This window comes from Rouxiella chamberiensis, from assembly GCF_026967475.1.
GTDB lineage: Bacteria > Pseudomonadota > Gammaproteobacteria > Enterobacterales > Enterobacteriaceae > Rouxiella > Rouxiella chamberiensis.
Map to the genome: position 1 here is coordinate 2,859,789 of NZ_CP114058.1, position 21,592 is coordinate 2,881,380.

The 21,592-nt window shown below is 54.8% G+C and carries 17 protein-coding genes and 2 pseudogenes; 6 read left to right on the forward strand and 13 right to left on the reverse strand.

What is annotated here, in order from left to right:
- Positions 1 to 46 precede the first annotated feature (46 nt).
- Positions 47 to 886, forward strand: a complete 840-nt coding sequence (gene sseA, locus O1V66_RS13280; protein WP_045045997.1) for a 3-mercaptopyruvate sulfurtransferase — start codon at positions 47 to 49, stop codon at positions 884 to 886.
- Positions 887 to 1,089: 203 nt separating this feature from the next.
- On the opposite strand, the pseudogene agp reads toward sseA, so the two are convergent.
- From agp to purL, 3 genes and pseudogenes are all read right to left on the reverse strand, one after another.
- A pseudogene (gene agp / locus O1V66_RS21915) lies at positions 1,090 to 2,350 on the reverse strand (bifunctional glucose-1-phosphatase/inositol phosphatase).
- A gap of 206 nt (positions 2,351 to 2,556) precedes the next feature.
- A complete protein-coding gene (pagP, locus tag O1V66_RS13295) occupies positions 2,557 to 3,165 on the reverse strand; it encodes a lipid IV(A) palmitoyltransferase PagP (RefSeq protein ID WP_045045996.1) in 609 nt (202 codons plus the stop codon).
- A gap of 1,261 nt (positions 3,166 to 4,426) precedes the next feature.
- Positions 4,427 to 8,317, reverse strand: coding sequence for a phosphoribosylformylglycinamidine synthase (purL, locus tag O1V66_RS13300; RefSeq protein ID WP_045045994.1), 3,891 nt, complete (start codon positions 8,315 to 8,317; stop codon positions 4,427 to 4,429).
- A gap of 280 nt (positions 8,318 to 8,597) precedes the next feature.
- Between purL and mltF the strand changes: the two genes are divergently transcribed.
- Positions 8,598 to 10,064, forward strand: a complete 1,467-nt coding sequence (mltF, locus tag O1V66_RS13305) for a membrane-bound lytic murein transglycosylase MltF (protein WP_045045993.1) — start codon at positions 8,598 to 8,600, stop codon at positions 10,062 to 10,064.
- 12 nt (positions 10,065 to 10,076) lie between these two features.
- Here mltF and tadA read toward each other — a convergent pair whose 3' ends face one another.
- The 3 genes from tadA to murQ form a co-directional block, all read right to left on the reverse strand.
- Positions 10,077 to 10,634 carry a tRNA adenosine(34) deaminase TadA gene (gene tadA / locus O1V66_RS13310; RefSeq protein ID WP_072045027.1) on the reverse strand — a complete coding sequence of 186 codons (558 nt, stop codon included), beginning with the start codon at positions 10,632 to 10,634 and terminating at the stop codon, positions 10,077 to 10,079.
- An 80-nt stretch (positions 10,635 to 10,714) separates the two neighbouring features.
- Positions 10,715 to 11,353, reverse strand: a complete 639-nt coding sequence (gene yfhb, locus O1V66_RS13315; protein WP_045045991.1) for a phosphatidylglycerophosphatase C — start codon at positions 11,351 to 11,353, stop codon at positions 10,715 to 10,717.
- Positions 11,354 to 11,544: 191 nt separating this feature from the next.
- Complete coding sequence (murQ, locus tag O1V66_RS13320) at positions 11,545 to 12,438, reverse strand: N-acetylmuramic acid 6-phosphate etherase (RefSeq protein ID WP_045045990.1); 894 nt, start codon at positions 12,436 to 12,438, stop codon at positions 11,545 to 11,547.
- Positions 12,439 to 12,560: 122 nt separating this feature from the next.
- Between murQ and O1V66_RS13325 the strand changes: the two genes are divergently transcribed.
- Positions 12,561 to 13,409, forward strand: a complete 849-nt coding sequence (locus tag O1V66_RS13325) for a MurR/RpiR family transcriptional regulator (protein ID WP_045045989.1) — start codon at positions 12,561 to 12,563, stop codon at positions 13,407 to 13,409.
- A 91-nt stretch (positions 13,410 to 13,500) separates the two neighbouring features.
- The gene (locus tag O1V66_RS13330; protein WP_045045988.1) at positions 13,501 to 13,761 is read left to right on the forward strand and encodes a YfhL family 4Fe-4S dicluster ferredoxin; all 261 of its coding nucleotides are present in this window, start codon (positions 13,501 to 13,503) and stop codon (positions 13,759 to 13,761) included.
- A 21-nt stretch (positions 13,762 to 13,782) separates the two neighbouring features.
- Here the strand turns inward: O1V66_RS13330 and acpS are convergent, their stop codons facing one another.
- From acpS to lepA, 7 genes and pseudogenes are all read right to left on the reverse strand, one after another.
- On the reverse strand, positions 13,783 to 14,163 hold the full coding sequence (gene acpS, locus O1V66_RS13335; RefSeq protein WP_045045987.1) for a holo-ACP synthase: 381 nt from the start codon (positions 14,161 to 14,163) through the stop codon (positions 13,783 to 13,785).
- Positions 14,163 to 14,894 (reverse strand): pyridoxine 5'-phosphate synthase, encoded by a 732-nt coding sequence (gene pdxJ, locus O1V66_RS13340; RefSeq protein WP_045045986.1) that lies wholly within the window; start codon positions 14,892 to 14,894, stop codon positions 14,163 to 14,165. The genes acpS and pdxJ overlap by 1 nt, the downstream gene beginning before the upstream one ends.
- 99 nt (positions 14,895 to 14,993) lie before the next feature.
- Positions 14,994 to 15,731 carry a DNA repair protein RecO gene (gene recO, locus O1V66_RS13345; protein WP_045045985.1) on the reverse strand — a complete coding sequence of 246 codons (738 nt, stop codon included), beginning with the start codon at positions 15,729 to 15,731 and terminating at the stop codon, positions 14,994 to 14,996.
- 11 nt (positions 15,732 to 15,742) lie between these two features.
- Complete coding sequence (era, locus tag O1V66_RS13350; protein WP_045045984.1) at positions 15,743 to 16,648, reverse strand: GTPase Era; 906 nt, start codon at positions 16,646 to 16,648, stop codon at positions 15,743 to 15,745.
- On the reverse strand, positions 16,645 to 17,325 hold the full coding sequence (gene rnc, locus O1V66_RS13355) for a ribonuclease III (protein ID WP_045045983.1): 681 nt from the start codon (positions 17,323 to 17,325) through the stop codon (positions 16,645 to 16,647). Before rnc ends, era begins: the two co-directional genes overlap by 4 nt.
- A gap of 213 nt (positions 17,326 to 17,538) precedes the next feature.
- Positions 17,539 to 18,516: a signal peptidase I gene (gene lepB / locus O1V66_RS13360; protein WP_269127687.1), complete on the reverse strand. Its 978-nt coding sequence runs from the start codon at positions 18,514 to 18,516 to the stop codon at positions 17,539 to 17,541.
- A 29-nt stretch (positions 18,517 to 18,545) separates the two neighbouring features.
- A pseudogene (lepA, locus tag O1V66_RS13365) lies at positions 18,546 to 20,344 on the reverse strand (translation elongation factor 4).
- Between the two features lie 456 nt (positions 20,345 to 20,800).
- On the opposite strand from lepA, the gene O1V66_RS13370 reads away from it, so the two are divergent.
- Together O1V66_RS13370 and O1V66_RS13375 are read left to right on the forward strand one after the other, a co-directional pair.
- Positions 20,801 to 21,184, forward strand: a complete 384-nt coding sequence (locus O1V66_RS13370; protein WP_269127689.1) for a hypothetical protein — start codon at positions 20,801 to 20,803, stop codon at positions 21,182 to 21,184.
- A complete protein-coding gene (locus O1V66_RS13375) occupies positions 21,123 to 21,560 on the forward strand; it encodes a hypothetical protein (protein ID WP_269127691.1) in 438 nt (145 codons plus the stop codon). The genes O1V66_RS13370 and O1V66_RS13375 overlap by 62 nt, the downstream gene beginning before the upstream one ends.
- Positions 21,561 to 21,592 lie beyond the last annotated feature (32 nt).

Genomic DNA, 21,592 nt, shown 5'->3' on the forward strand with positions numbered 1-21,592 from the left:
CGCCTCCCATGGCTTTCTCGACAATGACTTACAGGATCTGGAAATAATGTGTTCATCTATCGTTTCGACCGACTGGCTGGCTGAGCATCTGGGTGCGCCCGGCCTTATCATTATCGACTGCCGGAAATCCAAACCGGGCATCACGCCACCCATTGATTTCAAAGGTAAATACCTTGAAGCCCACATTCCGGGTGCGTTGCATATCGAAGTCGACGATATTTCGGATTGCAGCACCGGCCTGCCGCACATGATGCCGACGGCGGCGGCGTTTTCACAATCCATGAGCGAACGCGGTATCGGCAATGACAGCACGATTATTCTTTACGATGAAGGCGATCTGTTCAGCGCTCCGCGCGTCTGGTGGATGCTTACCCGTTTCGGCGCAACGGATGTGCGCATTCTCGACGGCGGTCTGAATGCCTGGCTGAAAGAGCACAAAGTGACGGAAAGCGGAGAAAATACCCTGCCGCCCGCCGCTTTCAATGCGCATCTCGCACCCGACATCGTGGTCAATGCCCAGCAGGTCAAAGACTCGCTTGGCAAGACGCAGATTATCGATGCGCGCTCGCTCGGACGTTTTCGTGGCGAGCAGCCGGAGCCGCGTGCGGGTCTGCACGGCGGACACATCCCCGGCAGCTTGAGCGTGCCGTTTACCGAACTGACCGAAAACGGCAAGATTAAATCGCCGCAGGCGCTGAAAGAGACTTTCTCGCGTCTTGGCGTGGATATCACCCAGCCGACAATAGCAAGCTGCGGCTCCGGCGTGACGGCAACCGCTCTCTTGTTCGGCCTGCATCTGATTGGATCCGACGCGGTGAAAATCTATGACGGCTCCTGGGCCGAATGGGGCGATATCAATGAAGATTACCCGATAGAGACTCACTGATTCCCTTGTTGCCGTCGACGTAATTCCGTCTCGAGACGGCAAAAAAAGCCCGTACCGAAGTACGGGCAGAACAAACTGGTCTATCAGAGAGAGTCTATCTTTATTCTGGGGTAACACTGACAACAAGTGTAGAACGAATCCACCGGTCTGTTGTTATAAAAATGTAATCAAATAATATACAAAATGTTTCAATCACCCCATTTTTACCCTTTCAGCCGTTCCTGCAACAGCTTATTGAAAGTTTCCGCAGAACAAAATCCTTGATTATCAATGGCACAGCCTTCCATTTCTAAAACGGTTCGCTTCATCGGATTCTTTAAGCTATACGTGCTGTTGTTACGTATTTGTACCGCGGTGGGGTAAACGTATTCGATTTTCATCAGATCCCTGTCGGCCTTCTTGTCATGCCAGCGCTGGAACACCACGGCCCCGGCGATAGGCGTGCGCTCATATTGACCGGGCAAGGTGAAGTCCTTGATTTTCAATGCCGATACAAACGCGGCAATGTTGGAATCATGCCCTACCATCAAGGTGACCCTGGCCTTTTGCGCGGCCTGCTGATCGGCAGTTTTCGCGAGAGAGGGATCCAGCACACCCGAGATAAAGTTCAGTGTGGGCGCAGCGGTGTTGACGCCGACCTCACGCGAGCTGAACAGTGCCTTTTGATCGGCATTTTTAAATTCTTCAACCTGCTTCCACTGCTCGGGCGTCGAGATCTGCCCCCACGCCACGTCCTTCATCGGCAGGCCTTCGTAATATTGCAGCATAAAGGCGTCACTCACGCCGGTTCCCAGTCCCAGAGGTCCGGAGATGCCCGGCTCCTTACCTTGCGCCAGCACCAGTTTTGACGGCTGGGCGGTCAAATCGCAGATCTTGTCCTTTTTACAGGTTTTGGCGTTTCTTGAAATCCATGACCTTTTCGATGAGCGCATAGTTCGGTTTCAGCCGTTGGTTCAATCCATCCAGCCCGCCCTCGCCTGCCAGTGTATTGGTTGCATCGATAGCGCCCTGATTGAATTTCTCGTCAACGGTGGCGGTCACAATCGGGTTGAAGACGGGATCCATCTTGCCTACTTCCACCCGATTCACGACGGGCAGTTCACAACCCGGGAAGGCACCGATCAGGAAATGCTTCGCGGTATCGATGGTGCGCGGCAGGCTATTGGCGTAGGCGAACACAGACTGCGGCTGCGGACAGCCCTTGGCCGGCACCAGATTGTTCTTCGCAAGCCACAGGCGATAATACTGGCCGACATGCTCTTCAACCTGGCCGCCCTTTGGCGTCAGCAACCCGCCTTCCGTGCTCCATGTCGGCCATGAATGCGTGGTCGCGTTACCCAGCGCGTTATTGTAGTTGGCGAGTGGCGCACGAATGCTGTGGCGGCTGAAAATCAGTACCTGCTGTAATTCAAGATGGCTCTCTGCGGCCATCACGGGCAGCGAGGTTATGGCCGCCGCGGCGATCGCGACGGATAAAAGGCAGGTTCCAGGTGCATTAAGGGAAAAACGTTTCACGTGACTCTCCTGTGCGACTTATTATGAGGAATGACGATATCCTCTCGTTTTATTACGGGTAATGGTAAATAAAGACAAGGGAAATCAAGCATAAGTCATCAGGCTTCGGCAGAGAGAGATCTGGCTCACAGCGCCGAGGCTTCAGGAGCGTGGCGTTAAAACTGAAATCTTAACCAGCCAAAGAAAACGTTGCCGTTATTATGGGTGCCCGGAATATAGGTCGCCTGAAAAGTAAATCGCTGATAACCCACAGAGGCCAAAGGCAATACCAGCGGGATAGGAATATAATTATAGTTATCGCGTGCCGTGACCGCGGCGGTATAACCCAATCCAAATTTAAGCTCCTGCCCGTCAACGGGTCGCCATATTTTCTCATAGCCGTAACCGCCAATAGGCTCCCATTTATTAAATGAGTCTTTGAAGGCCATGACATAAATCCCATGCCAGTCTCCGTTTTCGTCGTAGCGCGACATACCGTAACCGCCGCCCCACGGCCGTTCATTATAACGATCCGTTTTCTCGCGATCGTAAGTGGCGCGGTTGTGCCAGGTGATAACCGGCAGATAAAAGTCGTGATGCTGCGGGGCATGCCAGGTGTCAGCCACGTCCTGCTGCCAGGCTTGCCACCAGCCGTGAAATCCTGTCGAAGGCGTTGCAGCCGCTGATTCGGGTAACGTTTCTGTATAGGTGTTGCTGGCCGTTGCGGCCGAGAAGGCGCTCCCCCAGAAGAGCAACGCGAGGAACAGATGACTAATAATACGCATACACAATATCTTCTTTACAGCTTCATTGAGGTATTTCAATACTTAATAATAACGCACGGGTCGTTATAAAATATTAAATAAGTCTTAAATGAACAGGCAGAAAAATATAGCGTACTGATATGACTGAAATAATCATGAAACTAATAATTTCATTATAGGAAAAAATCAAACATTAATTATTAAGCACGCCGTTTCGATTAATAAAAAATTATAATTTTGGCAACATTAACTTTACATTAAAATAATGAATATAAATTTGAGCGGAAATTACTATCCAAAAGTCGTCAGGAAGCCTAATTTACGCGCTATCTCTTCCCGAATTGGAACGTCGCCATGATAATTTCCAATGCCACCCTTCTTAACCTGCTTAGTCTGTTCAATGGCGTAACCCGTGTTCTTGCATCGCCTGCCATACAGCCGTTATCGCACGTGTCGGCGATTGGCAATGTCCCGCAGCATCCTCTGTCTCTGCATTCATTGAACACAATTAATGATAAAAGCGATAACTTTCATCACATTGCGCTAAGGTCATTGAATATTTACGACGAGCAGGAACCTCCCGTACGCACCTCGGCGCAGACCCGCAGGCAGTATAGAATTCAGCGGGAATGCATCAAGGACGTCATCAGCGACCTCAACGCGCTGAACGAGGTGATAAGACCCCAGATCCACGAGAGTGAAATATGTGGCGAGATGGACGAGGCGATGGCGCTTGCCCAACAGGCATTACCGGTGGCGCTCGTCCCCATTCCGCCCGCCAATTGCCTGAAATTTTGCGCAGATACCCAAAAAAGCCTCAAGATGAATGCCGAGATTCTGGCCTTTGCCGATAACCATCTGGATTACGAAATCCGCACGCTCGACAACAATCAACCCACACACATCCAGGCCGCGATTATTCGCACCGTGATAGACACCAAAAAACAGCGCATCGAAGACATTTATGCTCGCACGCGCCTTCTCGATGAAGAGTGCGATTCCGTGCTCGATAAAGAGGCCAACAATATTGTCGGCTCATTCACCCGTAAAAAACGCTTTGACCGGCAATGCCTTCCCTATTTTCACGGCGACATCCACTACCCGACTTTTCCTGAAACGCCCGACATTGCCTATGACGGCGTGAGTCGCCATCGGGCAGACCTTATCGATACCTGTCGGGATATGCTTATCGAGCACGTTGAACTGGCGAAGGCGGAAATCTGGCAAAAAAATCCACAGGCCGGGGCGCTGTGGATTTTCAGGGTCAGCCGAGTGGCGTTAATTAGCCAAGCTGCTTACGGGCGTTGCGGAACATACGCATCCACGGGCTGTCTTCGCCCCAGGTCTCTGGATGCCAGGAGTTGCTCACGGAACGGAATACGCGCTCAGGGTGCGGCATCATCACGGTCACACGACCCGAAAGGTTGGTGACTGCCGTGATCCCGTTCGGAGAACCGTTCGGGTTCGCCGGATAGTTCTCGGTCACGTGGCCGTGGTTGTCCACGAAACGCAGCGACACCAGATTTGCGTGCTCCAGTTGAGACAGGTGCACCGCATCACGCACTTCGACGTGGCCTTCACCGTGTGATACGGCGATTGGCATACGGGAACCGGCCATGCCCTGCAACAGCAGCGACGGGCTGGCGGTGACTTCAACCAGACTGAAACGCGCTTCGAAGCGGTCAGACAGGTTGCGCACGAAACGCGGCCAGTGCTCGGCGCCCGGAATCAGCTCTTTCAGGTTGGACATCATCTGACAGCCGTTACACACGCCCAGCGCCAGCGTCTGTGGACGATGGAAGAACTCTTCGAACTCGTCACGTACACGTTCGTTGAACAGCACGGACTTCGCCCAGCCTTCACCCGCGCCCAGCACGTCGCCGTAGGAGAAACCGCCGCACGCCACCAGCGTGTGGAAGTCCTGCAAGTCACGACGGCCCGCCAGCAGGTCGCTCATGTGCACGTCCACCGCATCGAAACCGGCGCGGTGGAATGCCGCGGCCATCTCGACGTGGGAGTTGACGCCCTGCTCGCGCAGAACGGCCACTTTCGGACGCGCACCGGTGGCGATATAAGGCGCAGCCACGTCTTCTTCCGGTGCGAAGGTCAGCTCGACGTTCAGACCCGGATCGTTGTTGTCTTTCTTGGCGTCGTGTTCCTGATCGGCACACTCGGGGTTGTCGCGCAGGCGCTGCATCTGCCAGGTCGTCTCGGCCCACCAGGTACGCAGCGTGGTGCGGCTCTCGCTGAACACCGGCTTGTCGCCAGAGGTGATGACAAAGCGATCGCCCTGTTCGACGCTGCCCAGCACGTGAACGCACTCGGCAAGACCATGTTGAGCAAAGATCTGCTCGACGTCGGCACGCTGCCCGTTACGTACCTGAATGACCGCACCCAGCTCTTCGTTGAACAGCGCAGCAAGCGCGGAATCGCCCAGTGCCGCGATATCGGCAGTAATGCCACAGTGACCCGCGAAGGCCATTTCGGCCAGCGTGACCAGCAGGCCGCCGTCCGAACGGTCGTGATAGGCCAGCAGTTTCTGTTCGGAAACCAGCTTCTGCATGGCGTTGAAGAAACCTGCCAGCTGCTCGACGTTGCGCACATCGGCCGGTTTGTCGCCCAGTTGACGATAAACCTGTGCCAGCGCGGTCGCGCCCAGCGCGTTGTGACCGTTACCGAGATCAATCAGCAGCAGCGAGGTGTCGCCCTTGTCGGTACGCAGTTCCGGCGTCACGGTATGACGAACGTCTTCGACACGCGCAAAAGCAGTGATAACCAGCGACAGCGGCGAAGTCATCTCGCGCTGCTCGGTCCCTTCCTGCCAGCGGGTTTTCATCGACATCGAGTCTTTACCAACCGGAATGGTTATGCCGAGCGCCGGGCAAAGCTCTTCGCCTACCGCTTTAACCGCGGCATACAGACCGGCGTCTTCACCCGGATGACCGGCTGCCGACATCCAGTTTGCAGACAGTTTCACCCGCTTGAGGCTACCGATTTCGGTCGCGGCAATGTTGGTCAGCGCTTCGCCCACGGCCAGACGACCGGAAGCGGCGAAGTCCAGCAGCGCCACCGGCGCACGTTCGCCCAGTGACATCGCTTCGCCGTGATAGCTGTCGAGGCTGGCAGTCGTGACCGCGCAGTCGGCGACAGGAATCTGCCACGGACCCACCATCTGATCGCGCGCCACCATGCCGGTCACGGTACGGTCGCCGATGGTGATAAGGAAGGTTTTCTCGGCCACGGCCGGCAGATGCAGAATGCGGTTCACCGCTTCGGCAATCTGAATGTTCTCGCCGTTGAGTGCATCGCCGGCGGCTTTCAGGGTTTGCACGTCGCGAGTCATCTTCGGCGTTTTGCCGAGCAGCACGTCAAGCGGCATGTCGATTGGCTGGTTGTCGAAGTGACTGTCTTCCAGCGTCAGGTGCATCTCTTCGGTGGCTTCACCGATCACGGCGTAAGGTGCGCGCTCGCGTTTACAGATAGCATCGAACTGCGCCAGTTGCGCAGGCGCAACCGCCATCACGTAGCGTTCCTGCGATTCGTTACACCAGACTTCCAGCGGGCTCATGCCCGGTTCGTCGTTGAGGATATCGCGAAGCTGGAAGCGGCCACCGCGCTCGCCGTCGCTGACAAGCTCAGGCATGGCGTTGGACAGACCGCCCGCGCCCACGTCGTGGATAAACAGAATCGGGTTGTCTTCGCCCAGCTGCCAGCAGCGGTCGATCACTTCCTGACAGCGACGTTCCATCTCCGGGTTATCGCGCTGAACGGAGGCGAAATCGAGGTCGGCATCGGACTGACCCGAAGCCATGGAAGAGGCTGCGCCGCCGCCCAGACCGATGTTCATTGCCGGGCCACCCAGCACGATCAGTTTGGCACCGACGGTGATTTCACCCTTCTGTACGTGGTCGGCACGAATGTTACCAATACCGCCCGCCAGCATAATTGGCTTATGATATCCGCGCAGTTCTGGTCCATTATGGCTGTTGACCTGCTCTTCATAGGTACGGAAGTAACCCAGAAGCGCCGGACGGCCGAATTCGTTGTTGAAGGCTGCGCCGCCAAGAGGACCGTCGGTCATGATTTCAAGCGCGGTCACGATGCGTTCCGGCTTGCCGAAATCTTCTTCCCAAGGCTGTTCGAAGCCTGGAATACGCAGGTTGGAAACCGAGAAGCCGACCAGGCCCGCTTTAGGTTTCGCGCCGCGTCCGGTTGCGCCTTCGTCACGAATTTCGCCACCTGAACCGGTCGCGGCACCCGGCCACGGAGAAATCGCGGTGGGGTGGTTATGAGTTTCGACTTTCATCAGGATATGCGCATCTTCCTGATTGAAGTTGTAGAGGCCGGTTTCGGCGTTGGCATAGAAACGGCCCACCTTCGAGCCTTCCATCACTGCGGCGTTGTCTTTATAGGCAGACAGCACGTGGTCGGGAGTATGCTCAAAGGTGTTCTTGATCATCTTGAACAGCGATTTCGGCTGTTCCTTGCCGTCGATAACCCAATCGGCGTTAAAGATTTTATGGCGGCAGTGCTCGGAGTTGGCCTGCGCGAACATATAAAGCTCGATGTCGGTCGGGTTGCGGCCAAGTTGCGTAAAGGCGTTGACCAGATAGTCGATTTCGTCTTCCGCCAGTGCCAGACCCAGTTTGACGTTGGCCTGCTCCAGCGCAACGCGGCCTTCGCCCAGCAGATCGACATGCTGAACCGGTGCCGGTTGATGTTGAGCGAACAGTTTTTCTGCATCGGACAGATCGCTGAAGACGGTTTCCATCATGCGGTCGTGCAGCAGCGCGCCGAGTGTTTTCCACTGTGCTTCGGTCAGTTCAGGTGCCTGCACGTAAAACGCCAGACCGCGCTCGAGACGCACAACCTGAGACAGGCCGCAGTTATGGGCGATGTCGGTTGCCTTGGAAGACCACGGGGAAATCGTGCCCGGGCGTGGAGTAACCAGAATCAGACGGCCAACGGGTGCATGTTCGGCGAGAGAAGGACCATATTTGAGCAGGCGTTGTAACTTGGTTTGTTCTTCCGCAGTCAGCGGCGCGCTGACATCGGCGAAATGTACGAATTCGGCGTAGACGTCGTTAACCGGAAGCTTGGCTTCCTGAAAACGGGAAAGCAGTTTATTAATGCGAAAAGCCGACAAAGCGGGCGAACCACGCAGTATTTCCATAATCAAATATCTCTCGTCTTCGAAGCAACTGACCGTAGGTGCTTCATTGGGCGCAACAGGGGGAAAACGCGGGCTATTATAGAGAATCCTCGAGCGCGACGAAACCGTTTGCGCAGGGAATATTAATAATACCTTTATCCTCACAGTTTACAGGGGTTATCAGGAATAAAGTTGCAGATTGCCGTTTTGTTGAGCAAAATGCGTCGGCACCAGGGCGACGCCCCCTTTTTCAGCACTGTTTTATCTTATTAAAAGAATAGCGCCGCAGAGAGATAACTATTTGAAGCGCATAAAAATAACCTATTTTATTGTAGGTCTCATTACCTTGTTACTGGCGCTCGCCCTATGGCCGAGCATTCCGTGGGAACGCGGGTCCGGAGACCAGCTGCAAAACATACTTTCCCGTGGGGAATTGCGCGTCAGTACGCTCGACTCTTCACAGACCTTTTTTAACGGCACCACCGGTGACCGGGGATTTGATTATGAATTAGCCAGCCGCTTCGCCGACTACCTCGGCGTGAAGCTGGTGTTATCGCCACACAAAGATATCGAGAGCCTTTTCAGCGATCTCAAAAACAACAAAGCCGACATGCTGGCTTCGGGCCTTATCTATAATCCCGAGCGTTTAAAGTCGTTTCGTACCGGACCGGAATACTACACCGTGTCCCAGCAGGTACTTTATCGACAAGGCTCGGTGCGCCCGAAATCCTATGAGGATCTTAAAGGCAATCTGGTGGTGTCCGCCGGAGCCGCGCACATCACTACGCTCGAAGAGGCCAAAAAGACGTTTCCCGACCTCGACTGGGGCGTGACCCATCGTTATTCGCCTGCCGAGCTGATGCAGCAGGTGGCGCAGGGAAAACTCAAATATACGCTGGGAGACTCAGTCACCGTTGCCCTGTTGCAGCGGGTTTATCCGCGTCTTGCCGTGGCATTCGACGCCACCGAAGACGAGCCGGTAACCTGGTATTTCAACAAGAAAGACGATGACGACAGCCTGTATGCGGCCATGCTCGACTTTTACAGTCAAATCTCGGAAGACGGCACGCTCGAGCGGCTGGAGGAGAAGTATCTGGGCCACGTGGGCGGTTTCGACTTTGTGGATACCCGCGCTTTCCTTAATAGCATCGATGCCAAACTGGGCACGCTGCAACCTCTATTCGAAAAGTATGCCGACAAGATTGACTGGCGATTGCTGGCGGCCATCTCGTATCAGGAATCGCACTGGGATCCCTCGGCCACGTCGCCGACCGGCGTGCGCGGCATGATGATGCTGACCCGTGCCACGGCGCAGGGGCTGGGCGTGGGGAATCGTCTGGATACCGAAGAGAGCATTCGCGGCGGCGCGCTTTATCTTAATCGCATCATCAATACGCTGCCGACCTCGATTGCCGACGATGACAAGATCTGGTTTGCGCTCGCGGCCTATAACATGGGTTACGGACACATGCTCGATGCCCGCGCGATGACGGCAGCGCAGAAAGGCAATCCAGACAGTTGGGTCGATGTGAAACAGCGCCTGCCGATGCTTAACCAGAAGCGCTATTACAGCAAGACGACTTACGGCTATGCGCGCGGCACGCAGGCATTTAACTACGTCGAGAATATTCGCAAATACCAGATTAGCCTCGTGGGCTATCTGCTCGAGAAAGAGAAACAGAAAGCAGCGGCCGCCCTGCTGCAATCGCAGTTGGCGGCCGGTTATCCGGCGGTTTCACAGGAAGAGTTACGCAGTGTGGGCGGCTAGCAGGCCGCGCCCTTATTCGGCTTGTGAATCTGTGGCGGCGTCGCGCTGCGCCTGACGCAGCGCTTTCTGCTGCTGACGGCGCATTTTGAAGAAGGCGCTCAACTGTGCGGAACAGGCTTCGGCGAGCACGCCGGAGGTAATGTCAATCTGATGATTCATGCCCGGATGGCGCAACACGTCGAGCAGTGATCCGGCCGCGCCGGTCTTCATATCTGCCGCGCCGTAGACCAAACGGCGGATGCGGCTATGGACCATCGCGCCCGCACACATCACGCAGGGTTCCAGCGTGACATAAAGCACCGCCTCCAGCAGCCGATAATTTTTAACCACCAGCCCGCCCTGACGCAGCGCCATGATTTCGGCGTGAGCCGTGGGATCATGATGGCCGATTGAGCGGTTCCAGCCTTCGCCAATTACCTTGTTGTCGAGCACCAATACTGCGCCTACCGGCACTTCACCCGCATCCTGTGCCTTTACCGCCAGCGCCAGCGCATGTTGCATCCAGTATTGATCGCTGTATTGCTCTGTCACTTTCACCTCACCCTTTCCAAAACGGCGGCTATCATACACTGCCCGTCACGGCAGACACAGTATGACGACGGTTTTAGTTAACAAAGAAAGAGCGAAGCCTGATTTCGCGCGCGCAGCCCTTATTCCAGCTGTTGCAGTTCGCCCTGCTTGCTGACGCGAAAACGGTGTTCGCAAAAGAACAGCAGCGGATTGTCCTGCTTGCTGTCGCTGTAACCGCTGTAAAGTTTCAGCGGCGAACCGATACGTTGCTCGAGCTGGGAAACTTTCTCTTCACCCAGACAGCGCATGGCCAGCACCCATCCTCCGCGACGGCGAGCGATGCGGCTGCCCACCAGTTTGACGTGCGGAAGAAAAGGCGACGCATTGTAAACCTGCTGCACCAGATTCTCGGGAGAACCGGTTATCAGCCAGACGTCGGCGTCGCCGTGCTCGAGATAATCACGCAGGCGCATTTGCACCACTGGAAACGCCACCACTTTCTGGCGGAACCAGTTGACGAAACTCAGTTCCAGCGCCTTTAAACGCGCCTCGCTGTGACCAAAGGTAATGGACCACAGCAGCAGGCTCATCGGCCAGCGCTCGGCACGGCCGCACAATACCAGCCCAATGCCGATAACCGGCAGCAGCGGGATGACCAGCAGTAAATTTTGCGGCATCCGCCACAGCAGAAAGCGCATAAAGGTGCCGAACATATCCTGCTGATGCAGCGTGCCGTCAAGGTCGAAAAAAACGACTCGTCGATCCGTCTTCGCGCTCAATGCGTTACTCCCCGGGATCGTTTAACCCCATGATTCAGGTAAATATTCGCCATGCCCTGTTCATCAGGGCACAACGAACTCGAAACGTGATACGGCGATTTCCGCCCTTTTTCTGTGCGGCTGATTATCGCGTCGGCCATTTCTCGCGCGAACGTCTTTAGCCATTCGATCGCAGCATAACAAATTGTAGCCTAGTCGTTCAGTGCGGCGCGTAGAAAGCCGTGATGTGTTTGCAATCTTGCTTTGGCCCGATCGGCAGTTATCTGCGCCAAAATCATCAGGATCGCCGGTTTGACCTCAAATTCTGTCTGCGTGAGCGCCGCTTTTGCTTCGTCGTACTCCGCACCTGTAGCCTCAACCACAATACGGCAGGCGCGATCCACCAGTTTGACGTTGGTAGCTTTCACATCGACCATGAGATTCTGATAAACCTTGCCGATTTTTACCATCGCGCCAGTGGAAATCATGTTCAGCACCAACTTCTGCGCCGTGCCGGATTTCAAACGGGTCGAGCCGGTCAGCGCTTCGGGGCCGACCACCGGAGAGATAGCCACCTGCGCTTCGCCTGCAATCGGCGAATCGGGATTGCAGGAGAGCGCGACGGTCGCGCAGCCCAGATTTCGGGCATAACGCAGCGCGCCAATCACATACGGCGTGCGCCCTGAAGCGGCCAGCCCCACCACCGTATCGGCGGCGGTAAGCGATAAATTCATCAAATCTTCTTCGCCGAGTGCGGCGTTGTCTTCGGCACCTTCAACGGCTTTCAACAGCGCGCCCGGCCCGCCCGCGATTAATCCGACCACCATGCCCTGCGGCACGCCGAAGGTGGGCGGACATTCGGAAGCATCGAGCACGCCCAGACGACCGCTGGTCCCTGCGCCGAGATAAATCAGTCGTCCTCCCGCACGAAAAGACGCCGCCGCCAGATCGACTGCCTGCGCAATCTCGGGCAGCACCGCTTTAATGGCGAGCGGCACCTTGCCGTCTTCTTCATTGAAACAGGTTACCATTTCCAGCGTCGACATCTCGTCGAGCGTTGTCGTGGCCGGGTTGCGGGTTTCAGATACCAAAGCGCCTAGGTTCATGCTGTCCTCGTGAATATTTAATTCGAAATTCATTTCTCATATTTGAATAGTTTATTCAGCAAAGCGAGGTTTTTTGCTAGCTTAGAGACATCGCTCCAGAAACTCAGCGCAGGACACGGATCATGAGCAGTATGATACGCATTCGCCAGATGTATCCGCAGCTGGCCGAAAACGACAGGAAGCTGGCCGACTTTTTACTGGCGCAGCCCGAACAGGCGCGTCATTTAAGCTCGCAAAAGCTGGCGGAACTGGCGGGCGTGAGTCAGTCGGGCGTGGTGAAATTCGCGCAGAAACTGGGTTACAAGGGCTTTCCGGCACTCAAGCTGGCATTGAGCGAGGCGCTTTCCGCGCCGCAGCATGATGCGGCGATTACCGTTCACCACCGCATTCTCAGCACCGACAGTCTGTTGGTCGTCGGCGAGAAATTACTGGCGGAAAAACAGGCCGCCCTGCGCGCCACGCTCGACGTCAACAGCGAGCAGCGCTTGCAGCAGGCGCTGTTTATGCTGACCGATGCGCGAAAAATCGTGCTGACCGGTATGGGCGCGTCCGGGTTGGTGGCGCGCGATTTTGCCTATAAGCTGCTGAAAATCGGCATTACGGCGATCGCCGAATCGGATACTCACGTGCTGCTGGCCACGGTACAGGCGCTGGATGAACGGGATCTGCTGCTGGCCATTTCGTTTAGCGGTGAACGGCGAGAGATCAATCTGGCCGCCGAAGTGGCGCGCAAGGCGGGGGCCAAAACGCTGGCGCTGACCAGTTTTTCGCCCAATTCGCTGCAACAGCAGGCCGATCACTGCCTCTATACGCTGGCAGAATTGCCGGTAACGCGCGGTGCAGCTATTTCGGCAAGCACGGCGCAATTTTCCCTGACCGATATCCTGTTTATGGCGCTGATTCAGCAAGATACCGAAAAAGCGCCCGATCGCATCAAACAAAGTGAAGCGCTGGTGAAGAAGCTGATTTGATCTGCATCAGCTTTTGCGCCTTTATCTGCGCGCCGGATTATCGAGCAGGTATAATTTGCCGACCTTTTATTGATCCTTCCACAAGATACTCATGGCGCTGCTGATTACATCAAAATGCATTAATTGCGATATGTGCGAGCCGGAATGCCCGAATCAGGCGATTGCTCGTGGAGAGAAGGTGTATCAGATAGACAGCACGCGCTGTACGGAATGTGTGGGGCATTACGACGCCCCAACCTGTCAGAAAGTATGCCCGATCGACAATACCGTTATCTTCGACCCGCATCGCCGCGAAAGCAGCGAGCAGCTGTGGGATAAATTCGTGCTGCTCCACCCTTCCGTTTTGCTGTAAGCGGCGGCAGCACGCAGACCGCTAGTTTTCGATAATCACCGTGGCGCAGGCGTAATGGCGTTCATCGGCCAGCGTGACGTGCACGGATTTTACACCGAATTCTGCGGCCATCTCCGCCGCGCGATCGTGGAAAATCAGGTTCGGCTTGCCGAGCGCATCATTGACGACTTCAAACTGCTCGAACGCCAATCCGTTACGAATGCCGGTGCCGAGGGCCTTGGCCGCCGCCTCTTTGACCGCGAAACGTTTGGCGAGGAACCGCACCGGCTGCTGATGCTTGAGATAGAGCTGCCATTCGTTGGCGCTGAGAATGCGCCTGGCCAGCCTATCGCCGCTGCGCTCAACCACCGCTTCGATGCGGACGATTTCGACGATATCGGTGCCCAGCCCAAGAATAGCCATTAGCGACGCGCTTCTCGCATCAGGGCTTTCATTTCGCTGACCGCGCCTGCCAGGCCATCAAACACCGCCTGACCAATAATGGCATGGCCGATGTTCAGTTCATGCATTTCGGGCAGCGCCGCAATCGGCTGAACGTTTTTGTAGGTGAGTCCATGACCCGCGTTGACCTTCAACCCTTTCGAGGCGGCGTAGGTTGCAGCGTGTTTGATGCGCTCGAACTCGGCCTCGCGATGAATGCCTTCCGGCGCTTCGGCGTAGGCACCGGTATGAATTTCGATATAGGGCGCGCCGACGGCAACGGCGGCATCAATCTGGCGCATATCCGGATCGATAAACAGCGACACCAGAATGCCGGCCTGCGACAGACGTTCGACAGCGACCGTCATCTTGTCTTTCTGACCCGCAACGTCAAGGCCGCCTTCCGTGGTCACTTCTTCACGCTTTTCCGGCACCAGGCAGCAGAAATGCGGTTTGATGTCACAGGCAATGCCGACCATTTCGTCGGTAACGGCCATCTCGAGGTTCATGCGCGTCTGAATGGTTTCACGCAAGATACGCACGTCGCGATCGGTAATGTGGCGACGGTCTTCGCGCAGGTGAACGGTAATGCCGTCTGCACCGGCCTGTTCGGAGACAAAGGCCGCCTGAACCGGATCGGGATACGCCGTACCGCGCGCGTTTCTCAGTGTAGCGATGTGGTCAATATTGACGCCCAACAGTAACTCGGCCATGAAACACTCCTCATTTTTGAACCCACGCGGGTTTCAAACGCAGCAGAATTTAGCAAATAGAGGCGGCAGTTTACCACGCTATCGCGCGCGCAGACAAAATCAGTCGGCAGGATTTTCAGCAGGAGGCGCGGGTTTCTTCAGCACAAACTGTCGGAACAGCTCTCTGCTTTTCAAGGGTTTACCGCCGAGATAGGGTTTCAGCGCCATGCGGGTAAACCGTTTGGCGGCGCGCAGGGTCGCGGCATCGGGAAATTCACGGCTGTCGAGCGCCATCAAGTCTCGGCCGGTAAAGGTCGCATTGTCGATAACCAGACTGGCGATAAAGCCTTTCTCTTCACGATAGCGATAGGTCATGTCTTCACTGACCTCTTCGCCGCTGCCCGCGCAATGCAGGAAATCGACGCCATAACCCAGGTTGTTCAGCAGGGCCAGTTCGAACTGACGCAGGGCATATTCAGGGGTAAGGGTGGCCGCAGCCAGACTTTGCAGACAGTGGAGATAATCGAAAAACAGCGCGGAATAGTTGGCTTCCTGCTCGAGCACGCGGGACACCAGTTCGTTAACGTAGAGGCCGCTGTAAAGCATGGTGCCGGAGAGCGGCAACGCCAGAGAAACCGCCTCGGCGTTGCGCAGGGTCTTGACTTCGCCTCGCCCGCTCCAGCGGATGAGGAGAGGCGTGAAAGGCTGCAGGGCGCCTTTCAGATTGGAACGGCGGCCACGCGCACCTTTCGCCAGTATGCGTACCCGCCCCTGCCCTTCAGTGAACATATCCAGCATGAGGCTGGTTTCACTGTAAGGTCGCCCATGCAAGACAAAAGCGCGTTGCCAGCCTTCCATAGGCGCGGACCTTATAAGTCGTCTACATAACCCAGGCTACGCAGCGCACGTTCGTCGTCTGCCCAGCCGGATTTGACCTTGACCCACAGCTCGAGGTGCACTTTTGCTTCGAACATGTTTTCCATGTCCTGTCGCGCCTCGATGCCGATAGTCTTGATCTTGGAGCCTTTATTACCGATAACCATCTTCTTCTGGCCTTCACGCTCAACCAGAATCAGGCCATTGATATCGTAACCGCCGCGCTCGTTACTGACGAAACGTTCGATTTCAACGGTCACGGAGTAAGGCAGTTCTTCACCCAGGAAGCGCATCAGCTTTTCACGAATGATCTCGGACGCCATAAAGCGCTGGGAACGGTCGGTGATGTAGTCTTCCGGGAAATGGTGAATCGCTTCCGGCAGGCGCTTGCGCACCAGCGAGGCGATGGTATCGATGTTGGTGCCTTTTTCGGCAGAGATAGGCACGATATCGACGAAGTTCATCTGCTCGCTCAGGAATTGCAGATGCGGCAAAAGCTTGCCCTTGTCGGTCACGTTATCAATCTTGTTGATGGCCAGCAGCACCGGACTTTTGAGGTCGCGCAGCTTGTTGACAACCATTTCGTCATCCGGCGTCCAGTGGGTGCCTTCAACCACGAAGATAACCAGCTCGACGTCGCCGATGGAACTGCTTGCAGCACGGTTCATCAGGCGGTTAATCGCACGCTTTTCTTCGATATGAAGTCCCGGAGTATCGACGTAGATAGCCTGGTATGGGCCTTCGGTGTGAATGCCCATGATCCGGTGACGGGTGGTTTGCGGTTTGCGGGACGTAATGGAGATCTTCTGCCCCAGCAACTCGTTAAGCAACGTCGATTTGCCGACATTCGGACGGCCGACGATAGCTACAAAACCACAGTAATTCTTTTCTTCGCTCATTCAAGCTCCAGCTGTATCAGCGCTTGTTCCGCTGCCGCCTGCTCGGCTTTACGGCGGCTTGATCCGGTTCCTACAACCGGCTGACTCAAGCCACTGACCTGGCAGTGGATGGTAAACTCCTGGTCGTGCGCTTCACCGCGAACCTGCACAACCAGATAAGAAGGCAACGGCAGATGACGACCTTGCAAAAACTCCTGTAAACGGGTTTTCGGGTCTTTCTGCTTATCACCGGGACTGATTTCATCGAGACGACTCATGTACCATTCGAGGATCAGTCTTTCGACGGTCTGAATATCGCTATCCAGGAACACGCCGCCAATGAGTGCCTCCACCGTATCCGCGAGAATAGACTCACGGCGGAAACCACCACTTTTCAATTCGCCGGGGCCTAAACGCAAACATTCGCCGAGGTCGAATTCGCGCGCCATTTCAGCCAGGGTGTTACCGCGAACCAATGTCGCACGCATCCGGCTCATATCGCCCTCGTCAACACGAGGAAAACGATGATACAGCGCATTTGCTATAACAAAACTGAGAATCGAGTCGCCAAGAAACTCTAATCGCTCATTGTGCTTGCTGCTGGCGCTGCGGTGAGTCAGTGCCTGCAATAAAAGCTCCTGCTGTTGAAAAGTGTAGCCCAGCTTTCGCTGAAGCCTGTTTATTACGATGGGATTCATGAGTTACCAATAGATCAAGAATGCGTCAAAAACTTCAGCATACGGAACAGGCCTGCTTCGCCAAAAGCCGATCCAAAGCTGTTTCGTTTGCAGTGGTTCCCGTTATTTTAAATAGGGTAACCCACTTTTTATCGCTCGAAGGGATATTCTACAACGAGTGGAAAGATAATGCTGGGATAATATGCCCGTCCAGAAAGGACGGGCATAACATTATTAATGAATTCCACCAATACGGCTTAAACGTATACCCGTTGGCCATTCGCCTTCTTGCTTCTTAAAGCTCATCCAGATACCTGAAGCTCTGCCCACCAGATCTTTCTCCGGGACAAATCCCCAATAACGGCTGTCGGCGCTGTTATCACGGTTGTCGCCCATCATGAAATAATGACCGGCAGGAACAACCCAGGTACCCAGCGGTTGACCGGGTTGCTGATAATATGCCCCCATCTGGTCGCGCGCACCGGAACCGGTAAGAATATTATGGGTAACATCGCCCAGCGTTTCTTTGCGCTCGAGTAAACGAACGCCGTCCTGCGGCACGGCAGCCGAAGGATCGGTCTCGAAGAAACCGCTGCTTGCCTCATTGCCGGAAGCCTGACCAAACGTCTGTACGAAATGGCTGGCGTCATTCGCCGTGTAGGTAATGGCCAGCGCCTTGTCACACGCCTGTCCGTTATTACACGCCGGTTGAACGGTCACTTCCTTGCTCATTGGGTCATAGCTTACGCGGTCACCCGGCAAGCCAACCAGACGCTTGATATAATCCAGCTGCGGATTAAGCGGATATTTAAATACCACGACATCCCCGCGCTTTGGCTCACCGGTAGAGACGAGCTTGGTCTGGGTAATCGGGTCTTTAAGTCCGTAGGCGTATTTTTCGACCACGATAAAGTCGCCGATAAGCAGCGTCGGCATCATTGATCCTGACGGGATCTGGAAGGGTTCGTAAATAAATGAACGCACCACAAAGACCACCAGCAGAACCGGGAACACGGAAGCACAGGTTTCAACCCAGCCCGGCTGTTTTGCCGCCTTGCTCAAGGTTGTTTCGTCTACCGCGCCCGCCGTTTCGACTTTCAGACGCGCGATTTTCTCGCGACGCGCAGGAGCCAGTTTAAAACGATCCAAACACCAGATTATCCCTGTTACCAGCGTTGCTACCGCCAGAATCAGGGCAAACATGTTAGCCATTCCTACTCCTCGACAAACTTATACAAAGACTACTTGTCTTTACCTACGTGCAGAATGGCCAGGAACGCTTCCTGAGGCAGTTCGACGTTGCCGACCTGCTTCATGCGCTTCTTGCCGTCTTTCTGTTTCTGCAAGAGTTTCTTCTTGCGGCTCACGTCGCCGCCGTAGCATTTTGCCAGGACGTTTTTACGCAGCTGTTTCACGGTCGAACGGGCAATCACGTGGTTGCCGATAGCCGCCTGAATGGCGATATCAAATTGCTGACGCGGGATCAGCTCTTTCATTTTCTCGACCAGATCGCGACCACGATATTGCGAGTTGTCGCGGTGAGTGATCAGTGCCAGGGCGTCGACGCGCTCGCTATTGATTAGAACATCAACACGGACCATGTCAGAAGCCTGGAATCGTTTGAAATTGTAATCAAGTGACGCATAACCGCGCGAGGTCGACTTCAGTCGGTCGAAGAAGTCGAGCACGACTTCCGCCATCGGGATTTCATAGGTCAGCGCAACCTGGTTACCGTGGTAAACCATGTTGGTCTGCACGCCGCGCTTCTCGATACACAGGGTGATCACGCTGCCCAGGTATTCCTGAGGCATCAGCATGTGACACTCGGCGATAGGCTCGCGCAGCTCTTCGATATTGTTCAGGGCCGGCAGTTTGGACGGGCTGTCAACGTAGACGGTTTCGCCTGCGGTAGTCACAACTTCATACACAACCGTCGGGGCCGTGGTGATAAGCTCAAGATCGTATTCGCGTTCGAGACGTTCCTGAATGATCTCCATGTGCAGCAGACCCAGGAAGCCACAGCGGAAGCCGAAGCCCAGCGCGGTTGAACTTTCCGGCTCGTAGAAACCAGCGAGGCATCATTGAGGCTGAGCTTGCCCAGCGCATCACGGAAGTTTTCGTAATCGTCGGAGCTAATCGGGAACAGACCCGCGTAAACCTGAGGCTTCACTTTCTTGAAGCCCGGCAGCGCTTTTTCGGCCGGATTACGGGCCAGTGTCAGCGTATCGCCCACCGGCGCGCCGAGGATGTCTTTGATAGCACACACCAGCCAGCCTACTTCACCGCAGTGCAGCGCGTCTTTATCAACGCGTTTTGGCGTGAAGATGCCGAGACGATCGGCGTTGTACACCTGACCGGTGCTCATCACCTTGATTTTGTCGCCCTTGCGCATGGTGCCGTTTTTAATACGTACCAAAGAAACAACGCCCAGATAGTTATCGAACCAGGAGTCGATGATAAGCGCTTGCAGCGGCGCATCAGGGTCACCTTCCGGTGCCGGAATATCACGCACCAGACGTTCCAGAATATCGGGCACGCCCACGCCGGTTTTCGCCGAACAACGCACGGCGTCGGTGGCATCGATACCGACGATGTCTTCGATTTCCTGAGATACGCGATCCGGATCGGCCGCAGGCAGGTCGATTTTGTTCAGAACCGGCACTACCTCGAGATCCATTTCCATCGCGGTGTAGCAGTTGGCCAGCGTCTGGGCTTCTACGCCCTGACCGGCGTCGACCACCAGCAGCGCGCCTTCGCAGGCGGCAAGCGAACGGGAAACTTCATAGGAGAAGTCAACGTGTCCGGGGGTGTCGATAAAGTTGAGGTGATAGGTTTCGCCATCAAGCGCCTTGTAGTCCAGCGTGACGCTCTGCGCCTTGATGGTAATGCCGCGCTCACGCTCCAGATCCATGGAGTCGAGGACCTGGGCAGCCATTTCACGGTCTGACAATCCACCGCAGATCTGGATAATACGGTCAGAGAGAGTCGACTTACCGTGGTCAATGTGAGCAATAATGGAGAAGTTTCTTATGTTCTTCATTTATAGATGATTTTCTCTAATTGATAGCGCTTGTAGCTTTCTAATGGACGCAGCGTTGGGTTACACACCAAAACGACCCATACAAATATGGGCGCATCTTACACTGTATGCGGGTTACACGAAAGGATGCGATAACTTTAGGCGGCGATGTGACCCTAAAAAAGAATATCAATTTGAATTATTGGCTTAGCTAAATAACTCCCCTGTCGGGCCAAATTGCTTAAGGCAGTTTAGGAAAATGCTCATTTACCGAGCGGAGATAATGTCGTTAACTGACTGTTATAAAAATAAATTTGTGTCACCACACCTTTTGATATTCGTTAGATATTTTTAACTATCAACAGATTTAACTTTCAATAATTTAAAACTCCAATCGGTCACAAGGTTAATGTCATGATCAATGAAGGTCGGCTGCTTAGCCGGCATGGCTTTGCTAAAGCAAACTCGTGGATCACTATGGTGCTGGCTACTCTGTTGATGGTAGCGGGCGCCGTGCAGCTTGTGTTTCTACTGACACTCGGAAAATCCGCCTACTTTGGCCAGCACGTTATCCTGATGTCGACTATCTTCAGCATCTCGCTGGGCATTGTCCTTATTATCCTGCGCCAGTTCATCAAACCGCGGCAAATATTCCAGCTTTACGAAAACGGCGTGCTGGTGATTTCCAAACCCGACAACAAGAATAAATTCATTCCGTTTGAAACCATCAATGACATCTACCGTTATCGTTCCGGGAAATATACCCGCAAGATCCTTAACACCATGGCGTTTCGTGAGAGTGCCGAAGCGCCCGTGGTACAAAATAACCCCGAACATTGCGCATGCCGATCGTCTGATTGAAGTCATCAAAAACGAGCAGCTGCTGATTCGAGGTCCGCAGGCCCTCAACACGCTTGCGCAGGACGGTACCGTCGGATTCAGCTATCTGACGGAAAGTAAAAGTCGGATTCGCCGCTTCCTGCGGGGCAACTTCCTGATGATGAATGAACGAAAACTGCGGCTTTCGGCGCGTTCATTAGATTCCGACGACGGACACCATATTTCTATTGAAGAAGTGCAATTTATCAGCGGCGGCAGCAACAGCCAGATGATCAAGCTTCTGGATATGCACGGCAGGGCGCTGTTTTCCGTGCCCTACACGTCACTCTTTAGCGCCGATCTGTTTATCGCGCTTATCGAGCACATGATCCACAACCGCATTCCGGTACGTGGCTAAACCCCTCTGCGGTTCCTTCGAGAATAAAAAAA